The 22,040-nt window shown below is 63.8% G+C and carries 25 protein-coding genes and 1 riboswitch; of the genes, 13 read left to right on the top strand and 12 right to left on the bottom strand.

Annotation, left to right across the window (positions count from 1 at the left end):
• Position 1: 1 nt before the first annotated feature.
• Positions 2-1,690 (bottom strand): bicarbonate transporter BicA, encoded by a 1,689-nt coding sequence (gene bicA / locus ACXIQ9_RS02400; RefSeq protein ID WP_459015393.1) that lies wholly within the window; start codon positions 1,688-1,690, stop codon positions 2-4.
• A gap of 109 nt (positions 1,691-1,799) precedes the next feature.
• Between bicA and ACXIQ9_RS02395 the strand changes: the two genes are divergently transcribed.
• Both ACXIQ9_RS02395 and ACXIQ9_RS02390 read left to right on the top strand, forming a co-directional pair.
• Complete coding sequence (locus tag ACXIQ9_RS02395) at positions 1,800-2,909, top strand: DUF389 domain-containing protein (protein WP_459015392.1); 1,110 nt, start codon at positions 1,800-1,802, stop codon at positions 2,907-2,909.
• A gap of 56 nt (positions 2,910-2,965) precedes the next feature.
• Positions 2,966-4,051: a calcium/sodium antiporter gene (locus ACXIQ9_RS02390; protein WP_459015390.1), complete on the top strand. Its 1,086-nt coding sequence runs from the start codon at positions 2,966-2,968 to the stop codon at positions 4,049-4,051.
• On the opposite strand, the gene ACXIQ9_RS02385 is transcribed toward ACXIQ9_RS02390, so the two are convergent.
• Together ACXIQ9_RS02385 and ACXIQ9_RS02380 are read right to left on the bottom strand one after the other, a co-directional pair.
• Complete coding sequence (locus ACXIQ9_RS02385; protein ID WP_247477794.1) at positions 4,048-4,266, bottom strand: hypothetical protein; 219 nt, start codon at positions 4,264-4,266, stop codon at positions 4,048-4,050. The two genes, ACXIQ9_RS02390 and ACXIQ9_RS02385, sit on opposite strands and share 4 nt — an antisense overlap.
• A 96-nt stretch (positions 4,267-4,362) precedes the next feature.
• On the bottom strand, positions 4,363-4,587 hold the full coding sequence (locus tag ACXIQ9_RS02380; protein WP_459015388.1) for a DUF4278 domain-containing protein: 225 nt from the start codon (positions 4,585-4,587) through the stop codon (positions 4,363-4,365).
• A gap of 40 nt (positions 4,588-4,627) precedes the next feature.
• A riboswitch (Glutamine riboswitch) is annotated at positions 4,628-4,697 on the bottom strand.
• Positions 4,698-4,944: 247 nt separating this feature from the next.
• Between ACXIQ9_RS02380 and ACXIQ9_RS02375 the strand changes: the two genes are divergently transcribed.
• Both ACXIQ9_RS02375 and ACXIQ9_RS02370 read left to right on the top strand, forming a co-directional pair.
• Positions 4,945-6,405 (top strand): ammonium transporter, encoded by a 1,461-nt coding sequence (locus ACXIQ9_RS02375; protein WP_459015386.1) that lies wholly within the window; start codon positions 4,945-4,947, stop codon positions 6,403-6,405.
• An 87-nt stretch (positions 6,406-6,492) separates the two neighbouring features.
• A complete protein-coding gene (locus ACXIQ9_RS02370) occupies positions 6,493-6,756 on the top strand; it encodes a hypothetical protein (protein WP_459015384.1) in 264 nt (87 codons plus the stop codon).
• Here the strand turns inward: ACXIQ9_RS02370 and ACXIQ9_RS02365 are convergent.
• The gene (locus ACXIQ9_RS02365) at positions 6,749-7,177 is read right to left on the bottom strand and encodes an RrF2 family transcriptional regulator (RefSeq protein ID WP_459015382.1); all 429 of its coding nucleotides are present in this window, start codon (positions 7,175-7,177) and stop codon (positions 6,749-6,751) included. The genes ACXIQ9_RS02370 and ACXIQ9_RS02365 overlap by 8 nt on opposite strands.
• Positions 7,178-7,346: 169 nt before the next feature.
• On the opposite strand from ACXIQ9_RS02365, the gene ACXIQ9_RS02360 reads away from it, so the two are divergent.
• Positions 7,347-9,152 (top strand): SLC13 family permease, encoded by a 1,806-nt coding sequence (locus ACXIQ9_RS02360; RefSeq protein ID WP_296415886.1) that lies wholly within the window; start codon positions 7,347-7,349, stop codon positions 9,150-9,152.
• Positions 9,153-9,182: 30 nt separating this feature from the next.
• Positions 9,183-9,623 (top strand): DUF2062 domain-containing protein, encoded by a 441-nt coding sequence (locus ACXIQ9_RS02355; protein WP_459015379.1) that lies wholly within the window; start codon positions 9,183-9,185, stop codon positions 9,621-9,623.
• Here ACXIQ9_RS02355 and ACXIQ9_RS02350 read toward each other — a convergent pair.
• The gene (locus tag ACXIQ9_RS02350) at positions 9,620-10,612 is read right to left on the bottom strand and encodes a CNNM domain-containing protein (RefSeq protein WP_247477824.1); all 993 of its coding nucleotides are present in this window, start codon (positions 10,610-10,612) and stop codon (positions 9,620-9,622) included. The genes ACXIQ9_RS02355 and ACXIQ9_RS02350 overlap by 4 nt on opposite strands.
• 50 nt (positions 10,613-10,662) lie before the next feature.
• Between ACXIQ9_RS02350 and ACXIQ9_RS02345 the strand changes: the two genes are divergently transcribed.
• The 5 genes from ACXIQ9_RS02345 to bchL all read left to right on the top strand — a co-directional run bounded on the left by ACXIQ9_RS02345 (position 10,663) and on the right by bchL (position 16,886).
• Positions 10,663-12,066, top strand: a complete 1,404-nt coding sequence (locus tag ACXIQ9_RS02345; protein WP_029626252.1) for a TrkH family potassium uptake protein — start codon at positions 10,663-10,665, stop codon at positions 12,064-12,066.
• Positions 12,067-12,120: 54 nt separating this feature from the next.
• Positions 12,121-12,825 (top strand): potassium channel family protein, encoded by a 705-nt coding sequence (locus tag ACXIQ9_RS02340; protein ID WP_010316572.1) that lies wholly within the window; start codon positions 12,121-12,123, stop codon positions 12,823-12,825.
• Between the two features lie 122 nt (positions 12,826-12,947).
• Complete coding sequence (locus ACXIQ9_RS02335; protein WP_424162973.1) at positions 12,948-14,213, top strand: ferredoxin:protochlorophyllide reductase (ATP-dependent) subunit N; 1,266 nt, start codon at positions 12,948-12,950, stop codon at positions 14,211-14,213.
• A gap of 10 nt (positions 14,214-14,223) precedes the next feature.
• Positions 14,224-15,831, top strand: a complete 1,608-nt coding sequence (locus ACXIQ9_RS02330; protein WP_459015376.1) for a ferredoxin:protochlorophyllide reductase (ATP-dependent) subunit B — start codon at positions 14,224-14,226, stop codon at positions 15,829-15,831.
• A 170-nt stretch (positions 15,832-16,001) separates the two neighbouring features.
• Positions 16,002-16,886, top strand: a complete 885-nt coding sequence (gene bchL / locus ACXIQ9_RS02325) for a ferredoxin:protochlorophyllide reductase (ATP-dependent) iron-sulfur ATP-binding protein (RefSeq protein WP_296421318.1) — start codon at positions 16,002-16,004, stop codon at positions 16,884-16,886.
• A 3-nt stretch (positions 16,887-16,889) separates the two neighbouring features.
• Here the strand turns inward: bchL and ACXIQ9_RS02320 are convergent, their stop codons facing one another.
• The 6 genes from ACXIQ9_RS02320 to psaM all read right to left on the bottom strand — a co-directional run bounded on the left by ACXIQ9_RS02320 (position 16,890) and on the right by psaM (position 19,898).
• A complete protein-coding gene (locus tag ACXIQ9_RS02320; RefSeq protein ID WP_459015374.1) occupies positions 16,890-17,150 on the bottom strand; it encodes a hypothetical protein in 261 nt (86 codons plus the stop codon).
• Complete coding sequence (locus ACXIQ9_RS02315; RefSeq protein ID WP_459015372.1) at positions 17,147-17,620, bottom strand: hypothetical protein; 474 nt, start codon at positions 17,618-17,620, stop codon at positions 17,147-17,149. Before ACXIQ9_RS02315 ends, ACXIQ9_RS02320 begins: the two co-directional genes overlap by 4 nt.
• A gap of 10 nt (positions 17,621-17,630) precedes the next feature.
• Positions 17,631-18,125, bottom strand: a complete 495-nt coding sequence (locus tag ACXIQ9_RS02310; protein ID WP_459015370.1) for a hypothetical protein — start codon at positions 18,123-18,125, stop codon at positions 17,631-17,633.
• A gap of 33 nt (positions 18,126-18,158) precedes the next feature.
• Positions 18,159-19,199, bottom strand: a complete 1,041-nt coding sequence (locus ACXIQ9_RS02305; RefSeq protein ID WP_459015368.1) for a protochlorophyllide reductase — start codon at positions 19,197-19,199, stop codon at positions 18,159-18,161.
• A 42-nt stretch (positions 19,200-19,241) separates the two neighbouring features.
• Positions 19,242-19,616: a hypothetical protein gene (locus ACXIQ9_RS02300; RefSeq protein WP_247477858.1), complete on the bottom strand. Its 375-nt coding sequence runs from the start codon at positions 19,614-19,616 to the stop codon at positions 19,242-19,244.
• Between the two features lie 183 nt (positions 19,617-19,799).
• A complete protein-coding gene (psaM, locus tag ACXIQ9_RS02295) occupies positions 19,800-19,898 on the bottom strand; it encodes a photosystem I reaction center subunit XII (protein WP_010316586.1) in 99 nt (32 codons plus the stop codon).
• 165 nt (positions 19,899-20,063) lie between these two features.
• Here psaM and ACXIQ9_RS02290 point away from each other — a divergent pair, with 165 nt between their 5' ends.
• A complete protein-coding gene (locus ACXIQ9_RS02290) occupies positions 20,064-20,525 on the top strand; it encodes a CRR6 family NdhI maturation factor (protein WP_296418557.1) in 462 nt (153 codons plus the stop codon).
• Here the strand turns inward: ACXIQ9_RS02290 and ACXIQ9_RS02285 are convergent.
• Entirely contained in the window at positions 20,522-21,274 is a 753-nt protein-coding gene (locus tag ACXIQ9_RS02285; RefSeq protein WP_459015365.1) for a sulfite exporter TauE/SafE family protein, read from the bottom strand. The two genes, ACXIQ9_RS02290 and ACXIQ9_RS02285, sit on opposite strands and share 4 nt — an antisense overlap.
• A 39-nt stretch (positions 21,275-21,313) precedes the next feature.
• Here ACXIQ9_RS02285 and ACXIQ9_RS02280 point away from each other — a divergent pair, with 39 nt between their 5' ends.
• Entirely contained in the window at positions 21,314-22,036 is a 723-nt protein-coding gene (locus ACXIQ9_RS02280; RefSeq protein WP_459015363.1) for a lipoate--protein ligase family protein, read from the top strand.
• The last annotated feature ends 4 nt before the right edge of the window (positions 22,037-22,040 follow it).

Genomic DNA, 22,040 nt, shown 5'->3' with positions numbered 1-22,040 from the left:
ATCAGGTGATGGCGCTGACGGCCTGTTGCAGAGCTAGGCGACGGTCCAGGCCGGTGCGCTCCGCGGGGAGTTTCTTGTAGAGCCCCAGCTTCTCGAGGCGGCGCTTGGTGGTTCCGCTCGCTCCGACCACAAAGACCTCGCGGCCCTTCTCGATCGCTTCCTCCACGGCGTTCTCCACCGCGAGGGCCGCGGTGACGCCGAGGTGAGAGACCTCAGTTAGGTCAAAGACGACGGCGCGGCAGTCACCAATGGCGTTGTGCTCGCGGCCGATCGCCTTGGCGACGCCGAAGATCATCGCCCCGTTGAGTTGGAACAGCAGGACCTGACCGCGGGCGGCGTCGAGGAGTTGACGCTCTTCATCACTGATCTCGAGGTCGCCGTCACCGGTGCTGATCGACTTGACGCTCTTGCTCTGTAGGGCGCTCATCTTGTCGATCGTGAGGATGTTGGCGATGAAGACGCCCACGCCCACGGCGGCGATCAGATCCACGAGGACCGTGAGGGCGATCACCAAATACATGATCAGTGCGCCGCTGATCGAGATGCGGTGAGCGCGCCTGATGAAGCCCCAGTCGACGATGTCGACACCGACCTTCAGGGCGATGCCGGCGAGGACGGCCTGGGGGATCTGGGCGGCGACGCCGGTGAGGGCGAGGATCACCACCATCAGGATCAGGGCCCGGCTGATGCCAGAGAGGGCACTGCGGCCGCCGCTCTGAATGTTGACCACGGTGCCCATGGTGGCGCCGGCGCCGGGTAGGCCACCGAAGAGGCCGGAGGCGAGGTTCCCGAGGCCCTGACCGATGAGTTCTTTATTGGAGTTGTGCTCGGTGCGGGTGATGCTGTCGGCCACCACCGAGGTCAACAGGGCATCGATGCAGCCCAGCATGCCCAGCACGGCTGCGTCGACAAACATCAACTGCAATTCGCCCAGCTCAAAGTGGGGAATCTGCAGAGCGGGGAAGCCGGAAGCGATCTCGCCGATGCGGCGAATCTCCTCGCCTCCACCGCCGCCCAGGACGGTGATCGAGAGCAGCGTCCCCACCACCAGGGCAATCAGCTGGGGTGGGGCCACTTTTTTGACGGCCGCTGGGGTCAACCAGAGGATGGCCATCGTCACCACGGCCAGGGTGATCTCGGTGGGCCGTGCGTTGGCGAGCAGCTGGGGCAGGTTGCTGAGGGTTCCCATGACGCCGCCCTTCGGGCTGGCCTGACCGAGGAAGGGTCCCAGCTGCAGGATGATCAGGATCAGACCGATCCCGCTCATGAAGCCCGAGATGACCGTGTAGGGCATCTGGGTGACGTAGCGACCGAGCCGCAGCAAACCGAAGGCGATCTGGAAGACGCCCGCCAGCATCACCACGGTGAAGGCCATGGCGAGCCCGTGCTCGGGATTGCGGGCCGTCAAGCTCGCGATCACGGCCGTCATCACCACGGTCATGGGACCGGTGGGTTCGGAGATCAGGCTGGGGGTTCCGCCAAAGAGGGCCGCGAACAGGCCCACCAACACCGCACCCCAGAGGCCGGCCGCCGCCCCTGCCCCTGAGGCGACGCCGAAGGCCAGGGCCATGGGTAGGGCTATCACTGCGGCGGTGACGCCGCCAAAGAGATCTCCCTTGATGTTGTTGGTGCTGATCTGATTCAGCAGGCGAAAACTTGACGCACGTTGGGACGTCGACGCCGGGGTCATGACCGCTGCCAATGGGGCCAAAACGCTACGTCTGAGCGGAATCGATTGGGGCTTTGCCGGCAGGGCGTTAGCGAATCGGTCATCCTGAGCCCAGGACTTTGCGCGAGCCATGGGCGAGCCCACACCCCTGGCGTTCCTGGAGGCCAGCTTTGAGCGGGAAGCCCGCCTGGATCAGTCCTATGTGGTGCTCACGGTTGCGGCGAGCCTGATCGCCACCCTGGGACTGTTGGCGGACAGCGCTGCGGTGGTGATCGGCGCGATGTTGATTGCCCCCTGGATCCTGCCCCTGCGCAGTGCCTCCTTCGCGATCCTGGAGGGACGACTGGCCCTGGTGGGCCGTGCGTTGCTGACCCTGGCCGTGGGCGTCGGCATCACGGTGCTGACCTCAGCGGCCCTGGGTTGGGTGGCCAACCTGCCGGTCCTGGGCGATGAGGTCCTGGGGCGCACCACGCCGAACCTGCTGGATTTGGGCATTGCTTTGGTGGCGGGGTCGATCGCGACCTATGGCCGCCTTAAGCCGGAGGCGGTGTCATCCGTTGCAGGCACGGCGATTGCGGTGGCCTTGGTGCCTCCGGTCTGTGTCCTGGGCCTGTTGCTGTCGCTTCAGCAGTGGGAACCAGCCAGGGGAGCAGCCCTGCTGTTTGCCGCCAACCTGCTGGGCATTCTTTCGGGGGGATTGCTCACCTTGGTGGCTACCCAGGCAAGCCTGCGCCAGCAGCTCTTCCGCAGCCAGATGGGTCTGGTGAGCCTGCTCCTGACGGGACTGCTGCTGATTCCGCTGACCGGTGGCTTTGTGACGCTGCTGGGACAAGCCCAACAGCGTCAGGCCCTCGAGGAGGTGGAGCGGGCCATCACCGAGAGCCTGCGCCAACGCACCATCACCTTGGGGCGGGATTCGGAACTCACGGACGTCAAGATCGATTGGACGCAAAACCCCCCCTTGATCAAGGCGGCGGTGCGGGTGAGTCGCCCCAACCTGCCCACCCCGAAACAGGTTGCGGCTGTTCAGGACTTCATCAACAAGACGCAAAAGTTCCGCTACCGCCTTTTGGTCCAGCGAGTCTCCATTGACGTGATCGGCCCTGAGACCGAACCCAACCCCGAACCCACCCCCGTGGAAGAACCCCAAGAGGTGGTTCCAGAGAAAGCTGAGCCGGCCGGCATCACCCCTGCTCCAGCGGTCGCCCCACCGCCCGCGGCTCCGGTGGTGCCGGGGTAACGGCCTGAAGACATTTCGGCTGTTCTGTGCACAATTGGGCCAGTCCGCTGCTGGCCATGCCTGACGCCCTCACCTTCCTGGAGATCGTCGCGGGCATCTTGCTCCTCTTTGGCGGGGGCGAGCTGTTTGTCGCTGGCGCGGTTGCCCTGTCTTTGTTGCTGGGCATTCCTCAGATCGTCATTGGCCTGACGGTTGTGGCCTTTGGCACGAGCGCCCCTGAGCTGTTTGTGAGCTTGCTCTCGACCTTGCAGGGAAATTCCGGCGGGGACTCGATTGCCGTCAGCAACGTTCTGGGCTCCAACATCTTCAACGTGATGGTGGTGTTGGGCGCCAGCGCGGCGATTACCTCCCTACGCGTTCGTAGTCGCCTGGTGCGGCGGGATGTGCCGTTGCTGATCGCCGTGTCGATGGCCACCTGGGCGATGGCCTCATCCGGGAGCTTCTCCTGGGTTGCGGGTCTGGCTCTGTTGACAGCCCTGGTGATCACCCTGGTTTGGGAGGTGCGCTCAGCGCGGGAAGACCACGAGGACGGTCTTGATGACATTGATGCGGAAGGGGCCTCCACCACACCCGTTGCCGTTTTCAAGCTGGCCCTGGGTCTGGTGTTGCTGGTGGTGGGCTCCCAGGTTCTGATCAAAGGCGCCATCGCTGCGGCCCAGACCCTCGGGGTGAGTGAGGCGGTGATCGGTCTGACGATCGTTTCGGCTGGCACCTCGATGCCAGAACTGGTGACGTCCCTGGTGGCGGCTTACCGGGGTAAGGCGGATCTGGCCATCGGCAACGTGGTGGGTAGCAACCTGCTCAACCAGCTCTTGATCCTGGGTCTGTGCGCCCTGCTCTCGGGTCAGGACGGACTGTTGGTCAGCCCTGAATTGTTGCGCCGTGATTTCCCAGTGATGGTGTTGACGACCTTGGCCTGCCTGCCGATTTTCTGGAGTGGCGGCGTGATCAATCGCCTTGAGGGGTGGCTCTTGCTTGGCGCCTACGGCCTCTATTTGGTTGAGCAGATCCTCAGCAGTACGGCGGCTCCGGGTATTGATGAATTCCGCTTGTTCGTCTTGGTGGCGGCTCTGCCCCTGGTGTTGGTCTTCCTGACTTGGACCTCACTGCGCTGGATGCAACAGCGCAAGAGCGTTGGTTAGGAGCAGACAACGCTCGGGAGCATGGACACGCTGACCCCTGCGGCGGTGGCGTCGTTGTAGAGGCTTTCGCTGCTCTGGCGGTTCAGATTGACCTGTCCTGAGCAGATCAAGTCCCAGGTTTCATCGGCGAAGTGGGTTTGGAGCCAGAGCATCCCCATCACCGTGCGGTGCTTGAGGTTGTAGCTCTCTCCGACGGACGTCAGGGTGATGTCCATGGCCCACAAAAAAACCTCCCCCTATTGGAGGGGGAGGCGTTGGACGCTGATGTATCAATACGAACCAAAACCAAAAGCCTTGGTTTTGGGGCGGAATCAGCCTTGGTTGACCTGGGAAGCGGCCTCGGCCTGGCGGTGGTTGTAGTGATGCCCGCGGTACTGCAGATCGACACTGGTGTCGACTGAAGCCGCTTCGTGACGGAGGGGCGCTTCGAAATGTTGGCCGCGGTAGGCGTGCTCAACGGGAGCGCTGGTGGGCTGTTCGTGGTTGGCGTTGTCGTAGGTGACGCCGCGGTACTGGAGTTTGCTCATGGTGGTCATCGGGCCTCGAAGGGTTGGCTGGTTGTCCGCTTCGTGGGAAGGAGCGTTGCTTCGCCTCGCGGTGGGCTACTTCCGGTGGAGCCAGGCCCAAAGGGGGCTCACTCAACGTTTTGTCCTTCTGCAGCATTTCTAGCGGATGAAGAATGTTCAGAGTGAACAAAAGCCTCTTTTTTGTCTTTTTTGTAATAGTCACTGTGGCCCGTTGAACGTTTTTTCTTCACTTTCCTTCTGCTGCCTTAGCGCAATTCCTGATGGACTTGCGAATTGGTAGCGAATGCAACCTTGACGGTGGTCTGTGATGCGGAACATTGGCACCTAATGGCGGTAATCCGTCATCCACCCAGCGACTGCTTTTTGATGACTGTTGCTTCTCCTGTCTCTCGGCCTCGGTCGAAGAGCCTGCAGGAAGCGAGCTTGCTGGAGGCTCCTCAGCTTCTGCTCCGCAAGGTGCGAGGACTGTCCTCCGGCCGTTCGCTGACCTGGCTGGCTTGTGTGCCTCTGGCTCTTTTCGGCCTGGGCGTGTTCAACCTTTCGGCCCGCGCCGCTGAGCTCCCCGAGCTCAACGCAGCGTTCCTGGCCAACAACATGTGGCTCCTGGTGGCCACGATCCTGGTGATCTTCATGAACGCCGGTTTCGCCATGGTCGAAGCCGGGATGTGTCGCCAGAAGAACGCCGTCAACATCCTTGCCAAGAACTTGTTCGTGTTCGCCCTCGCGGTGACCGCCTACTGGTTCATCGGTTATTCGCTGATGTACGGCGGATCCCTGGTGGATGGCTGGCTTTATTTCAACGGCCTCTTCTTTGACCCCACCGTCACCGCTGAGATGGTGACCGAGGGAGCCTTGGTTCCCACCGTCGACTTCCTGTTCCAGGCTGCCTTCGCCGGCACCGCCGCCACGATCGTTTCCGGTCTCGTGGCTGAGCGCGTCAAGTTCGGCGAGTTCGTGATCTTCGCGCTGGTTCTGACTGCTGTTATTTACCCGGTCTCCGGTTCCTGGCAGTGGAATGGCGGCTGGCTGAGCGAGCTGGGTTTCATTGATTTCGCTGGCTCCTCGATCGTCCACTCCGTGGGTGCTTGGGCCGGCCTGGTGGGCGCCATGCTGCTTGGCCCCCGCATCGGCAAGTTCGTGGGCGGTAAGCCCCAGGCCATCCCCGGCCACAACATGTCGATTGCAACCCTGGGCGCCCTGATCCTCTGGATCGGCTGGTACGGCTTCAACCCCGGCTCTGAGCTGGCGATGGACCAGTACGTGCCCTACGTGGCTGTGACCACCACCCTGGCGGCTGCCGGTGGCGCCATCGCTGCCACCATCGTCTCCACCCTGACTTCGGGCAAGCCCGACCTGACGATGATCATCAACGGCATCCTGGCCGGTCTGGTGAGCATCACTGCCGGTTGCGGCAACATGACCCTGGTGGGCTCCTGGGTCGCTGGTGCCGTTGGCGGCATCATCGTTGTCTTCGCAGTCTCCGCACTGGATGCCGCTGGCATTGACGATCCCGTCGGCGCCTTCTCCGTCCACGGTGTGTGCGGCGTCTGGGGCACCCTCGTCATCGGCCTCTGGGGCGTTGATGGCATGGATGTCGGTTCTGCAGGCCTTGGCCTCTTCAATGGCGGTGGCTTCAGCCAGCTCGGCATTCAGGCCCTGGGCTGTGCGGCCTACGCCATCTGGACCCTGGTCACCTGCTGGATTGCTTGGTCCGTGATCGGCGGCCTCTTCGGCGGCATCCGTGTCACTGAGCAGGAAGAGATCGAAGGTCTCGACATCGGTGAGCACGGCATGGAGGCTTACCCCGATTTCGCTTCGGCGAAGTGATCCTCTGAGCTCTGCTCAATGGGCCCGCTTCGGCGGGCCTTTTTTATTGCCTCAGGGCCTTGGCTGGCAGCATGGACTGGCCCAAGGGTGCCGCTTTTGCCCTGCCCCCGCTGCGGTGCGCGCTTGCTCGCCAAAACCGAGGAGCGTCCTCCGCGCTTGGTTTGCGTGGACTGCCGGCAGGTCTTGCCCCAGTCGGTCCAGGTGCCGCTCATCACCCTGGTGGTGCGTCACTTTTTGGGCGTGATGCTGCTGCTGGGCCTCGTGGTGGTTCCACTGCTGGTGATGAGTCTTTCGCCCTGGATTGATCGGGTTCCCCGGGCGCCCCGCACCAACTTGAGCGTCATTAGATGAAGTACATCGCTTGCGCCTGAAGCAGTGCATCCCGTTGGGCGAGAAGGTCCGCGAGGGTTGTGGACTCCAGGAGGGCCAGGCGCTGTTCCTGCAGTTGGGTCCCAAGCGAGTGCAGCACCTGCTGCTCCAGGCTCTGTTGAGCCGGTGGCTCCGGATCGGACCTGCCCTCGAGGCAGTCGAGCGCCTCGCTCAGCCGGATGTCTGCGGCGGGTCGGGCCAGTTGGTACCCCCCCTTGGGGCCACGGCTGCTGGTGAGCAGGCCCCCCTTGCGCAGGCTGGTCATCATCTGCTCGAGGTAGCGCTCGGGAATGCCCTGCCGCTGGGCGATGACCGAGACCTGTAGCCGCCCTCCTTGGGTCTGGATGCCAGCGAGTTCGATCAGGGCGAGCAGTCCGTAGCTGGTTTTGGCGTTGAAGGGCAACGGAGGTGCTTGGGTTGATTCCACGGTAAAGCACTTGGGAATTGGTGTCGCCAAGTTCCCTTTGGGAGACTCAGCTCTGGCTGAACTTCTCTCGCGGTGCTGTGATTCCCGATCCTCATGCCGTGTTTTTCGAGCTGTAGGCTGAGGGCCTTGCCCGATCGCCCCTCCCTTGGCTGATCTTGTTGCTGCCGCTCTGCAGCCCGGAGCCCTGATCACGCTGGTGGTGTTGCTGGGCTCCGTGGTCCTCTTCATCTCGGGTTGGCTGGCGCCCGATCTCACGGGGTTGCTCGCCGCCGGCCTGCTGGTCAGTTTCCACGTGATCGAGCCGCGGGAAGCCCTGGAGGGTTTTGGCAGCCCTGCCCTGATCACCCTGGCTGGTCTGTTCGCCATCTCCGCTGGGCTGTTCCGCAGCGGGGGACTCGATCGTCTGCGCGCCTTGATCGGCTCCGACGCCATTCGCAGCCCGAAGCGAATGATTGCCTTGATGGTGGCGGTGGTGGGTCCCGTTTCGGCGGTCGTCCCCAATACCCCGATCGTCGCCAGCCTGCTTCCGGTGGTGGAGGGCTGGTGCAAACGCCGCCGGATCTCCCCGTCGAAGGTGCTGCTCCCGTTGTCCTTTGCCACGGTGCTCGGGGGGACGATCACCCTGCTGGGCAGCTCGGTGAACCTGCTGGCCAGCGAGGTCAGTAGCCGTCTGGGCTACGGCAGCTTTGGCTTATTCAGCTTTACCCCGATCGGTCTGGGGGTCTGGCTGCTGGGCGGGTCGCTGATGGTGCTGCTCGCCGATCGCTTTCTGCCGGATCGGGGCCGCGATGACGACGACCTGATCGCTGACCTCTCCAGCAGTGGATACCTGACCGAGGTCAAGATTCCATTGGGTTCTGAGCTCATTGGCCAGTCGCTTCACGCCACGCGGCTGCAACGGCGCTTTGACCTCGACGTTCTGGAGCTGCACCGCGGCACGGAGCGCTTTATGCCTCCCTTGGCCGACCGCACCTTGATGCTCGGGGATCGTCTGCTGCTGCGCTGCAGCCGCGAGGACCTGCTGCGCCTCCAGCAGGACCACACAGTGGTCTTGGCCCCCACGCCGGAGCAACCGCTCAGCCTGGAGCAGGACAACAGCCAGCGGATGGTGGAGGTGCTGTTGCCCTCCGGCTCCACCCTCGCCGGTGACTGCCTGCGCGATCTGCGTTTCCGGCAGCGCTACAACGCCACGGTGTTGGCCCTGCGGCGCGGCAACGCCGTGCTGCGGGAACGGCTCGGGCGCGCCCAACTCCGTGAGGGGGATGTGCTGCTGCTGCAGGGGCCCAAGGACGCCATCCGCGGCCTGGCGGCCAGTAACGACCTGGTGGTCCTGGAGCAGTTGGAGAAGGACCTGCCCACGGTCAGCCGCAAGCGCGTGGCGCTGCTGATTGCTGCCCTGGTGCTGCTGTTGCCCAGCTTTGAGGTCATCCCCCTGGTGGCGTCCGTGCTGCTGGGCACGGTGGCCATGGTGGTGACCGGTTGCCTTCGCGCCGGTGAACTGCAACGGGTGGTGCGCCTGGATGTACTGGTGCTCCTGGGCTCGCTGGCGAGCTTCAGCGTTGCCCTGGAAAAAACGGGTCTGGCCTCTGCCCTGGCCCAGGCCCTGTTGCTCGGCTTGAGCAGCTGGCCGGTCTATGGCGCCATGCTCGTGGTGTTCCTGTTCACCGTCGCGTTGACCGAAGTCATGAGCAACGCGGCGACGGTGGCGATGTTGATTCCCATCGCGGGTCAGTTGGCCCAGGGGCTTGGCCTACCGCCGATGGCCTTGATTTATGTGGTGCTCTTCGGCGCCAGCCAGAGCTTTCTCAGTCCGATTGGCTACCAAACCAACCTGATGGTCTATGGCCCGGGTCGCTATCGCTTCTTGGATGTCTCCCGCTATGGCTTCCCCTTGACGATTGCCATGGCCATCGCCGTTCCTTGGATGGTCTGCCGCTGGTTCGGCCTGTAGAACGTGAGCTCGCAAGGCCCTCGGGGTTGGATGAAGCGCCTCAAACAGTGGTTGCTCTGGCTGTGGCATCACGAGGCCAGCCGCGGCCAGAAAGCCCGGGGCTTGGCGGCTGGGGTGTTCATGGGCTGCTTCCCGATCTTCGGTCTGCAGACCTTGCTGGGCATCGCCCTGGCCAGCCTGGTGCGCGGGAACCACATCCTGGCTGCGGCGGGTACCTGGATTAGCAATCCCCTGACCTACATCCCCCTCTATTGGTTCAACTACAGCGTTGGCTGCTGGTTGCTGGGTCCTGGCCCTGCCTTGCCCAGCCTTGAGGCGATCCAGCAGGGGGGCATCTGGGAGCTCGGGCTGGCGATCTCCAGCCGTCTGTTGCTGGGCTCCACCTTGGTGGGATCCCTTAGCGCAGCGCTGTTTGGCGGGATCTACTGGTGGTTGCTCAAGCGCAGCCAGCAGGGCCGCGCCCATACCTAGCCCTCGGGGACCCGCTTCCAACCGGCCAGCACCCCAAGGATGTCGGCGGCGCTGACCAGGCCGACGAAGGCCCCGAACTCGTCGACAACAACCCGCACGGAGCTGCGGTCGCCGCGCCGGAAGCTGGTGAGCAGCCGATCGGCACGGATCATCTCGGGGACGAATTGCGGCGCATCACAGAGCTGGCTGATCAGGCGGTAGCCCCCACCGCTGAGCAGCTCAGCCATGGCTCGCTCGCGGCTTTGAACCCCCAGCACCTCATCCACCTCTTCCCCCAGGACAACCCACCAGGCGTCATCGGCGGCCTCAAGGATCTCCTGGCGAACCGAGTCCAGGCTGGCGCCGCCTGACAGGGACGGGGTCGCCACCCGTGAAACCATCAGATCCCTGGCGGTGAGGTCGTTGAGGGCAAAGACCTTGCCGATCATCGCGGCCTCGTCGGCTTCGATCTGGCCCTGCTGGGAGCCCAGGCGCGCCATCAGGTGGATCTCACGTTCGTTGGTGGTGAGTTCACTCGTCGCGGTGATGGCCGGCATCAGCTTCTCCAGCACCAGCAGCAGCGGCAGGGTCAGCCGCTCGAGCATCAGCAGAATGCGCGCCGAGACCAAGGAGATCGGCATGGCGAAGCTGTTGCCGATCGTTTTGGGCAGGATTTCAGCAAAGAGGATCACGGCCACCGTGAACCCGACGTTGAAGAGCAGCAGGGCCCAGCGGCCCCCGACGCTTTCGAACACCTGGTTGGCCTGGCTACCGAGCAGGATTGAACCGGAGATGTTGAACAGGTTGTTGATCACCACCAGCAGCACCAGGGCCCGCCCGGGCCTGGCCTTGATGCGCTCCAGTGCTCGTGATCCCGGCACCTTTTGCTGCTTGAGGGTGTGGACCTGAATCGGATTCACCGTCAGCATGGCGGCTTCCGTACTGGAGGCCAAAGCCGAGCCCACCAGGATCAGCACCGCCATCACCAGCAGCACAACGATCGGATTCATCGACTGGCGCAGGCTGCGAGATCGATCGGACCTTACCTACGGTTTGCGGGATGAACCCGTCTTCGAGCAATCCAGTCCGGGCGCTACAGCGTTGGCGTCATCAGCTCACGGTGCCGCAGTTCACCGTGGTGACGGGCCTGCTGGTGATCGTTCTGGCGACACTGCTGCTCTCGACGCCGCTCTGCTCCAACTCCAACGTTGGTTTGTGGCAGGCCCTGTTCACGGCCACTTCGGCGATCACTGTGACCGGTCTGTCGGTGATCGATATCGGAGAGGATCTGACCTTCGCAGGCCAGGTGGTGCTCGCGGGCCTGATCATCACCGGCGGCCTGGGCCTGATGGCGATCACGACCTTCCTGCAGGGGTTTGTGCAGGGCCGATCCGGCTTGCGCAATCGTTTGGACAAGGGCCGTGCCCTTGATGAATTCGGGGTTGGCGGCATCGGACCCACCTTCCACAGCATCCTGCTGGTGGCCCTGTGTGTGATGGGCCTGGGCACGGTGGTGCTCTACAGCTTTGGTTTTACCGACATCGAGGACCCGGGCAGACGGCTTTGGGCTGCGATGTTCCATGCCATCAGCGCTTACAACAACGCCGGATTTGGCCTCTGGTCCAACAGCCTGGAGAGCTATCGCGATAACCCAGTGGTGACTGGGGTCATCGCCTTCATGATCGTCATCGGTGGCATTGGTTGGCGGGTGGCCAATGACATCTGGAACAACCGCTTTCGGTTGGGTCGCCTGCGTCGCCTGAGCCTGCACACCCGCCTGGTCATTCGCAGTACGGCGCTGTTGATCGTGATCGGCGCGGTGGGTCTGTTGATTACCGAGCACATCGGCTACGGCGCCTCGGCGATGGAGCCCTACGGCTGGCTTGAGGACCTTCAGATCGTCCTCTTTCAGTCGATCACCACCCGCACCGCCGGCTTCAACACGATTCCCCTCTCCGCCCACCAGATCACCGACGCCGGGCTGCTGCTGATCATCCTGTTGATGTTCATTGGCGCCAGCCCTGGCGGTACCGGTGGTGGGGTCAAGACAACGACCTTCGCCATCCTGATGGGGGCGACCCGCTCGACCCTCCAGGGCCGCAGCCATGTGCTGCTGCACCGCCGGCAGATCCCCGATGCCACGGTGCTGCGGGCCGTTGGGGTCACCTTGGCTTCGGCCCTGTTTGTGGTGCTGATGGCCTTGACCTTGGGCCTGGGGAATTCCCTGGGGCAGCAGCAGGTGCAGTCCTTCAGTTTCCTGGAGAAGCTCTTCACCTGCGTGTCCGCCTTTGGCACGGTTGGCCTGGACCTGGGGGTCACGGCCCATCTCAACCGCTGGGGCCAACTGGTCTTGATGGTGGGGATGTTCGTGGGGCGGGTGGGAATCCTGTTGCTGCTCTCGGCGCTCTATGGCACCCGGCCCCAGAGCCGGGTGGGCTATCCCAAGGAGGATTTGTATGTCTAGTGGCTTCACCACTTAGAACAGGGACGACGAGCACCGGGCTGTGAATCAGTGGCTGTGAATCAGTGGTGGCAGTGGAGCGCTGAAGCCGGGGTGCGCCGCGGCAGCTTTGCCGTCATCGGGGTCGGACGTTTTGGCTCCTCGGTCTGCTCGGAGTTGCTGCAGTCCGGGGCGGAGGTGTTGGCGATTGATTCCAACCAGCGCGCCATCGATGAGCTGCGGCAGATCGATCCCGCCATCGAAGCGCGGGTGGTGGACTGCACCGACGAAGAGGCCCTGCGGGCCGCCGGGGTGCTGGACATGGAGACGGTGGTGGTGGCCATGAGTGAACCGCTGGAGGCCAGTGTCACCGCGACCTTGATCTGCAAGGACTCCGAAGGCAGTCGGGTGAAGCAGGTGATCGCCCGGGCCACGAGCGACATCCACATGAAGATGCTCAAGCGGGTCGGTGCTGACCGCGTGGTCTTCCCCTCAAAAATGATGGGTCAGCGGCTGGGGATGGAGCTGGTGCGCCCGAACCTCCTGGAGCAGTTGCGCTTGGACGACCGCAGCAGCATCGAAGAAATCAAGGTCCCAGCGGCCTTCATCGGCCATTCCCTGCGGGATCTCAACCTGCGTAAGCACTACAACGTCAACGTCCTGGCGGCAGGACCGGCGGGTGAGCTGCATGTGAACCCCCCGGCCTCCCATGTCCTGGCCGAGGGCGAGCTGCTGGTGGTGATGGGCTCTGAGGATTCCCTGCGGGCCCTGCCAGCCAGTTGAGGGATGGCCTTTGTGCGCTTTCCCTCACCCCGTTAATGACAGCTTGTGCCCAAAACCTTTCCTGACCCCCTGAGCCGGAGCTAGCCCGGGGCGATAGCGCTCACCAAAGGGGGCTGACTGTCATGGTCAGTAGCTCAGTGGCTCCAACGGCCTTACCACCACCGCTCAAGGAAAGCGGCCAGCGGGAGGTCTTTTGCGGCCTGACCTCGATCGTCTGGTTGCATCGGCGCATGCCGGATGCCTTTTTCCTGGTGGTGGGCTCCCGCACCTGCGCCCATCTGATCCAGAGCGCAGCTGGGGTGATGATTTTTGCCGAACCCCGCTTTGGCACCGCCATCCTTGGTGAGCGGGACCTGGCGGGTTTGGCCGATGCCAACGAAGAGTTGGATCGACTCGTCGCGCAACTCCTGGAGCGCCGCCCCGAGATCCGCACCCTCTTCCTGGTGGGGAGTTGCCCCAGTGAGGTGATCAAGCTCGACCTGGCCAAGGCCTCCGAGCGGCTGAATCAGCAGCACGCCGGGCGCGTGACGGTGATCAACTACACCGGCAGCGGCATTGAGACCACCTTCACCCAGGGGGAGGACAGCGCCCTGCAGGCGCTAGTCCCCCTGATGCCCAAAACGGACCAGCCCCAGTTGTTGATCGCCGGGACCCTGGCGGATGCGGTCGAAGACCGTTTGGTGGGACTGTTCCAGAAGCTCGGCATTGAGCGGGTGGTGAGCCTGCCGCCGCGGCGCTCCACTGAGCTTCCCGCGGTGGGCCCGGGGACCCAGTTGCTCCTGGCGCAGCCCTACCTCTCCGGTACGGCTCGGGCCTTGGTGGACCGCGGAGCCACGTTGGTGTCAGCGCCCTATCCCTTTGGCGTTGAAGGAAGTCGGGACTGGATGGCCGCGGCGGCCAGGGCCTGCGGAATCGCGCAGGAGCGGATTGATGCCGTGCTGGATCCCCTGGTGGAGCGCGGCCGGCGCGCCTTGGCTCCCCACCGGGAGGTATTGGCGGGCAAACGTCTCTTTCTCCTTCCCGATTCCCAGCTGGAGCCGGCCCTGGCGCGCTTTCTCGCGCGGGAGTGCGGCATGGAGCTGGTGGAGGTGGGAACCCCCTATCTCGACCGTCAGTTGATGGCCGAAGAGCTCGCGCGCCTGCCCGAGGGCACGCAGCTGAGCGAGGGGCAACACGTCGAAAACCAGTTGCAACGGGTGCGCCAGGAGCGTCCGGATCTGGTGGTCTGCGGTTTGGGCTTGGCCAATCCCCTGGAGGCTGAGGGGATGGCCACCAAGTGGTCCATCGAGTTGGTCTTTAGCCCGATTCATGGCATCGATCAGGCCGGAGATCTGGCTGAACTCTTTGCCCGTCCCCTGCGTCGCCGCGGCGCGCTGCAGTTCTCCTAATTCGCCACCGATGGAACTCACGCTCTGGACCTACGAAGGCCCCCCACACGTTGGGGCCATGCGCATCGCTGCCTCGATGAAGGGGGTGCACTACGTCCTGCATGCGCCGCAGGGCGACACCTACGCCGACCTGCTGTTCACGATGATTGAACGGCGGGATCGCCGACCCCCTGTCACCTACACCACCTTCCAGGCCCGGGATCTAGGTGGTGACACCGCCGAACTGGTGAAGCGCTCCATTGCCGATGCGGTCGAGCGCTTTCAGCCTGAGGCACTGCTCGTGGGCGAGAGCTGCACGGCGGAGCTGATCCAGGACCAGCCAGGGGCCCTGGCGGCGGGCATGGATCTGGGTGGGATCCCGATGGTCAATCTGGACCTGCCGGCCTATTCCAAAAAAGAAAACTGGGGGGCGGCTGAGACCTTCTACCAATTGGTCCGCAGCCTGCTCAAACCGCAGCTTCCAGCGCCCGGTCAGCCCAAGCTCGATCCCACCCGTTGGCGCGCTGAAAACCGCCGGCCGCGGGTGAACCTGCTGGGTCCATCCCTCTTGGGTTTCCGCTGCCGCGATGACGTGCGGGAGTTGACCCAGCTGCTGGCGAGTTACGGCATTGATGTGGCCGTTGTCGCCCCCCTCGGCGCCCGGCCGGCTGACCTGCTGCGACTCCCGACGGCTGACGCCAACCTCAACCTCTACCCCGAGGTCTCCGGAGCGGTCTGCAGCTGGCTGGAGCGCCAGTTCGGCTTGCCCACGGTCAAAACGATTCCAATCGGCATTGGCGCCACGGTGGAATTCCTGCGGGAACTGCATGGCGTCCTCGGCCTGGAGCTGCCCCAGGACCTGCAGCCCGGCGCCGATGGCCTCTGTCCTGCCGAGCGCCGCTCGCGGCTTCCTTGGTATTCCCGTTCGGTGGATTCCACTTATCTGACGGGGAAGCGGGTCTTTGTGTTTGCCGATGGCACCCACGCCCTGGCGGCGGCAAAGATCGCCAGCCGTGAACTGGGCTTTGAGGTGGTGGGCCTGGGCACCTACAGCCGTGAGATGGCCCGGGAGGTCCGGGCGTTGGCGGCGGAGTTGGGGCTGGAGGCCCTGATCAGCGATGACTACCTCGCCGTTGAGGCGGCCATGGCCGCGGCAGCGCCGGAGTTGGTGCTCGGCACCCAGATGGAGCGCCACAGCGCTAAGCGCCTGGGCATTCCCTGCGCTGTGATCAGCGCCCCCTTGCACGTTCAGGACGTCCCCGCCCGCTATGCCCCCCAGATGGGCTGGGAGGGGGCCAACGTCATCTTTGACAGCTGGGTGCACCCCTTGATGATGGGTCTGGAGGAGCACCTGATCGGCATGTTCCGCCATGACTTTGAGTTCGTGGATGGTCACCGCAGTCACCTGGGGGATGGTGCACCGGCCTCGCCCGTCGCACCTGCCGAGGAGGTCACGCTGCCCTCAGTGGATGGGGCGCAGTTGTCCTGGAGTGCCGATGGCGAGGCGGAACTGGCCAAGATTCCCTTCTTTGTGCGCGGCAAGGTCCGCAAAAATACCGAGGCCTATGCCCGTGATCAGGGTCTGGCGGTGATTGATAGTGAAGCCCTCTATGAAGCGAAAGCCCACTACAGCCGTTGAGTGCTGCAGTGGGATGAGTATTGCTACCTATGAATGAGTGTTTAAATCCTCATTTCTGACCTGGACTGTTTCGCTTTGCACGGGGCTAGAGGTCAAGGGGCAGGAACAGGTCTTGTATGGAAGAAGAGCTTTAAAACCAGGGTTCCTGTGTTCCTGGTTTTCCTTGTTTTATGACCACCACGCTCAAGCGCCCCGATGGTGAGGGCAGCGTTCAGGTTCATCAGGATTCCTCGATGCAAATCGAGGAGGGAGCGTTGGTCATTGCCGTCTACGGCAAAGGTGGGATCGGTAAAAGCACCACCAGCTCGAACCTCTCTGCGGCCTTCTCCAAGCTCGGCAAACGGGTGCTGCAAATCGGCTGCGACCCTAAGCACGACAGCACCTTCACCCTGACCAAGCAAATGGTCCCGACGGTGATCGACATCCTCGAGGGGGTGGACTTTCACACTGAGGAGTTGCGCCCAGAGGACTTCGTCTTTGATGGCTTCAATGGGGTGCAATGCGTCGAGTCCGGCGGTCCGCCGGCGGGTACCGGCTGCGGCGGCTATGTCACCGGACAGACGGTCAAGTTGCTGAAAGAGCACCATCTCTTGGAAGACACCGATGTGGTGATCTTTGATGTGCTCGGCGACGTGGTTTGTGGTGGGTTTGCGGCCCCTCTGCAGCACGCCCACTACTGCCTGATTGTCACGGCGAATGACTTCGATTCGATCTTTGCGATGAATCGGATCATTGCGGCCATTCAAGCCAAGGCCAAGAACTACAAGGTGCGCCTCGGTGGGGTCGTGGCCAACCGCAGCCGCGACACCGACCAGATCGATCGCTTTAACGACCGGGTGGGCATGAAGACCATGGCCCACTTCCCCGATCTCGATGCGATCCGCCGCTCCCGCCTGAAGAAGTGCACGATCTTCGAGATGGAATCCACTCCTGAAGTGGAGGCCGTCCAGAACGAATATCTACGCCTCGCTCAGTCGATGTTTGAGAGCGTGAAGCCCCTGGAGGCTGAACCGCTCAAGGATCGCGAGATCTTTGACCTGCTCGGGTTCGACTGAGCCCTAGAGCCGAACCTTCGTCACTTCGGCTTTGATGCTGCCTCCGCGGGTTCCCACATCAATGGGGGCCCGCGTGAAGATCTCGACCCGAATTCCGCTTCTGGCAATCAGCCAGAGCGCTTGAGCTAGCAGCGCCACGCTGGCCAGGACCACAACGGGCCAGAGCAGCGGTTGCAGGGACTGCTGGTTGAGGAGTTGTGCTGCGGCCAGTCCGCTGAGGAAACCCAGCAGCAGGAGCAGGCAGGACTGGGCTGTGCGGTTCAAGAGCTCAGGCTGCTGCAGGCATCCAGCAGGAGTTGCTCCGCCGGAGTTCCAGCGCCGGGAACGCGCCAGTCCCCCCAGTTGGAACCAGCCCGCTTGCGGTTGAGGGTCAGATCACGGCAGTTCACCGCGAGTGCCCGATCGGGCACGTTGCTCTTGGGATTGCTCTCTGGCGTGGAGGGCCAGCTCAGGCCGCCAATGGCCGTGGGGCGGGTGACGGCGCGTCGCCAGGGGGTGACCCAGATGTAGGGGTGACTGTCGAATGGCTTCCAGCTGGTCCAATCCACCTCCACATCACCGAAACGACGCCAGCGTTCGTGCTCTTGCGCTTGCCGCTGCCGCAGGCGCTCCAGCAGTGCCTGTTGCTCCGCGCTGGTTGCTGTTTCGGCCCGTCCTGCGGGGATACCGCCGCTGCCCATCAGGAGCATCAAGCTGCCCGAGAGCAATGTGAGGAGGGGGACGCGTTGAATCATGGCCGGCGCCTCAGGGCAGGGGGGGGAGCGGTAGCGGTGAAACGGCCTTGAGGGCGTCCTTGATCGAGACGGTGACATTGCCGCCGATCTGGTTCACCCCCACTTCGCCATTGACCAGCAGCGGTTCATCGCTGACGATCTCGACGGGTTCAACAATTTTCTCAACGGTCACCGGCTTGGCGATGCGTCCAACGTCAACCGGGAGTGAGTCGTTGGCCTTGACCGGAAGGGCTGCTTTGGCACTGACGGCAACCGGTAGGGCGCCGTTGGCTTGGACCTGGACTGGGGTCAGGATTTTCTCGACTTGGATGGGCCCCTTGAGGACCACGGGGAAGGGCTGTTGGCGCTTGACGGCAATCGGTATGGGTTGCTCCAAGATCTGGATTGCCGCCATGGCCGCCGACCAGGTGGCCAGCACAACCGCCAGGGGCCAACGGCAGGCCATCGCCAGCAGGAACCAGCGCGGCTGATCCTGAGGGTTCAGTGGAATCACAGGCCTTCCCATCGGCAACCCTGCAAGGCTTGCCGTAGGCATACATCAGGGATGAGGGCTTGTCATCCCTACTGCAGGTGAGCCGTTGGAATAGCGCAAGCCGACCAACTTGAGTGATTCATCCCAAACCCCTTGTGCCGTTTCGGGATTGCTGGCCTTATCGGAGAGCTCTTGGCTGAACTGCTGGCCGCCCTGCTTCTGGCGGTTACCCCAGCTCCAATGCACCCCGGATGTCCCAAAACCTGGATCGGCGACCACCTGCGCCACCCGCTCTCCGGCGAGGGCCTGGCTGACGTAGCCACCGGTGACGTTCTTTTGGAACCAGGGGAAGATCTTCTGGAAGGCCCGCGGGGTATTGCGGAAGAGGGGAGTGTCCGCGACGCAGCCGGGGTACAGCGAGCTGAAGACGATCCCCGTGGAGTGGTGCAGGCGGCGATGCAGCTCCTGCGTGGTGATCATGTTGCAGAGCTTGCTGTCCTTGTAGGCCTTACCAGGTTTGAAGGCCTTGCCGTTGGCCATGGCGATGGGTGCCTTGAAGCCCGCTTTGAAGCCGCTGAGGTCGCCCAGGTCCGCCGGAGCGGGGATGGGGATCTTGCCGCCCAGTTCTTTCGAGTTGGCTGTGACGGTGCCGAGGATCACGACCCGCTTGGAGGGATGCTGCGAGGCCTGCAGCTGCGGCAGCAGCAGTTGAATCAAGAGGAAGTGGCCCAGGTGGTTGGTGGCCATGGAGAGCTCATAGCCCTGGGGAGAGCGCTCGGGTTCTTTGAGCCTGGGTTTGTAGACCGCCGCATTGACGACCAGGGCATCGAGGCCAAAGCCAAGGGAGTCGACCAGGGTCTCAACGCCGACACGGACACTCTCGAGATCCCCGAGGTCCATGCGGATGTGGTGGAGCTTGTCGCTGGGGATGCCCAGGGAATCGGCGGCGGCTCCAGCGCGCACCGGATCCCGGTTTGCCGTGACCACCGTCCATCCCCGATCGGTCAGGGCCTTGACGGCATTCAGGCCAACCCCTGAGGTGGTGCCGGTCACCAGGACCGCTCCGGCGGGTCCGCCTGCGTTGGTGAGGTTGCTTGAAGCGGTCATGGACCCAAAAACTGCCCGCAACAACTTACGGAAAGACAGGCCTCAGGGGGTCTGGATTGCGTTGGACGGTTGCTGATTGGAATCCGGGCGCAGTTGCTTCCAGACCACCCGCAGGCGGTTCGGGGCGATCCACTGGTCCTGCTCCTGGATCAGCTTCTGCTCACCACCAACGTTGAACAGGCGATCAAAACGGGTCTGGGCTTTAAGCAGCTTTGCTTTTTGGATGTCCAGAACGGCGGTGATCTCGCCGTAACGATCCAGGCGCTCCTGGTAGGCCCCCGCCAGTCGAACCAAGCTGACCACGGCCACCAGGGAGAGGCCGATCTTCAGGGAGAGACCGATGGAGCCGTAGAGCAACTCCTGGCTCGGACTTGAAGGCCTGATCTGCTGCGAGGGTGCCGGCTCAACAACGCTCAAGTTAGCGTCACTGCGGTGCTGGCGACGGCCTCGAGCGGGTTCCGCTTTGGGATCTTGAGCAGTCCGTTTCCGATTTGCGGATCGCCGCTGTGATAGCTGGGCAGATCGGGAGGGGCTCAAGGGTGAGGAGGAGTGGGGAGAGACGCACCGCTTCTAGCAGGTTGTCTCTCCCGTGCCAAGGGATCAGGCGCGGTAGAGGCTGGCGGCGAGACGCACTGCGAGCACGCCAGCGTGGGCGGCCACCACCAGGGCGATCAGAATTTCAGCCTGGGTGAGGGACATGACCGTTGAGAAAAACACCAATCCATTTTCACGCAGATGGTGGGGCTGGCTAGGGCCTGGGCCTCGGCCTGTCACAGCTCGACACCCCTAGGAGATGGGCTCGCTACGGTCGATCGACAGTTCTGCAGGGTTCTTTTGGTGTCTGGTCTGGCTCCTGATGGAACGGTGTCGATCTCGGCGCAACAGGTTCAAGACCAGAGCCTTGAGCCCCTGCAGCCTTGGTTCGCCTTGGACCCCAAGGACCTGCTGCAGGCCAGCGGCAGCCTGACGCTCCAGTTCGACTGGCCCCGTTCCGCGGAGGACCCGCGCGAGCTCTCGGAGATCACGGAGCTGCGCCTCTGGAGCCTGCGCGCCGATGCCCTCTGCCCGTGGCTACCGCTGCTGCTGGAGCGCAGCAGTGGCCAATTGACCCGCCACGTGGCGATGCTGCTCCCCCATCAGTTCAGCCGCAGCGAGGGGATTCGCTTCGCCCCAGACAGCCTTGAGCTCTGGATGACCCATCGCCTCTATCTGCTGGATCACTGGTCCAGGGGGTATGGCTTGAACTGTCGCGGCAATCTGGAGCAGATGGCGGCCGTGCTGGGCTTTGAGCTGGACGGCAGCTTCTGGAAAGACCACGAGCGCTAGAGCCAGAGCAGAACGGCCCGCCGTCCGACGTCCACGGCCAGCAGCACGCAGAGCAGCCGGATCAGTACCACCAGGCGCTGTTCCGGCACCTTCTGCAGGTGCCCGGCGGACCACTGGGCGGCTGAGGCGGCCGTCGCCCCCAGCACCAGGCCGATCAGCAGTTGGGCCCTGCCGTCTCCCCAAAAGGTGAAGGAGGCCACCAAGGAGGAGGCGAAGACCGCCATCGTGCTCAGCCGGATCGCCTGGTAGACCCCAAGGCACAGCCCGCGAACCATCAGCGGCACCATCACCAGGCCGCCTCCGACACCCAGCAGGCCGCTGGAGAGGCCTGCCACCAGGCCAACGCCGATCAGTCCCAGCACCGGCACGGTTGAAGCGCTGTTGCCGCCCGTGCGCCTGGGCTCGATCACCAGGGCCAGCAGCCCGTACATCAGCGCCTGCAAGGCCAGCAGTTGCCAGCTCTCAAGGCTGTGGCCGAGCCGGCTGAAGAGGCCCCCGCCAAAGGCGGCGCCAGCGCTGATCGCCAGGGCCGCTTGAGCGGGCACCTGACCGCTGCGCCAATGGGTCAGGCTGCCCGCCATGGTGGTGGGAACAATCGCCAGGGTGCTGGTGGCCAGGGCCTGATGGGGCGGCAGGCCAATCCAGAGCAGCAGGGGAGAGAAGACCAGGCCTCCACCAATTCCCAGCAGGCCTGAGAGCAAGCCGGCCAAGATGCCTAGAGGCAACAGAGGCAGCAGCTCCCAGCCCATGGCGCATGCCGCACGTCTCACCCGCATCCTGCCAGCTCCATGAGGTGGCGTTGGATCCCACCACTCACGGCCGATGCCGGCCTGCAGATGGCGATCGACCGTTGGATGCTGCAGCAGCAGTGCGCCGGTCAGGGCGATCCGATGCTGCGGCTCTACCAGTGGAGTCGGCCGACGCTCTCATTGGGCCGGCACCAACGCCAGATCGATCCCAGCTGGATCGCCCTGGCTGAGCAGGGCCGTTTGCACCTGGTGCGGCGTCCCAGCGGCGGTCGGGCTGTTCTGCATGCCGGAGAACTCACCTATGCCCTGGCCTGCCGGCCGGCCACGACCCATCGCCTGACGGCCTATGCCGAGGCCTGTCAGTGGCTGCAGGTGGCCTTCGCCGCCCTGGGCGTTCCCCTGGAGTTCGGCTCGGTGAAGGCTGCGGAGGCGGCGCAGCGGGGCAACTGTTTTGCCAGCGGCACGGCTGCAGATCTCGTGCAGGCCAATGGCGCCAAACGGATCGGTAGTGCCCAGCTCTGGAGTGGGGCCTGCCTGCTGCAGCACGGCAGTGTCCTGCTCTCTCCACCCCAGGACCTCTGGCGGGAGGTCTTCAACTCTCCAGCGCCAAACCTGGAGCCTCTACCGCAAGCGGCCGTGATGGCGCAGCTCCAGCGGGCGGCGCGGGATCACCTGTGTGGCGGTGCGCTCCAGACCGTGGCCCTCAGCGCCAGGGAGTGGCAGCAGATCCAGCTGTTGGAGGACACGGCTCCCCTGGGCTGAAGCC

The organism is Synechococcus sp. LTW-G, assembly GCF_054459035.1.
The sequence above is the reverse complement of the archived record's forward strand: the minus strand, read 5'-3'. Positions and strand labels throughout refer to the sequence as shown.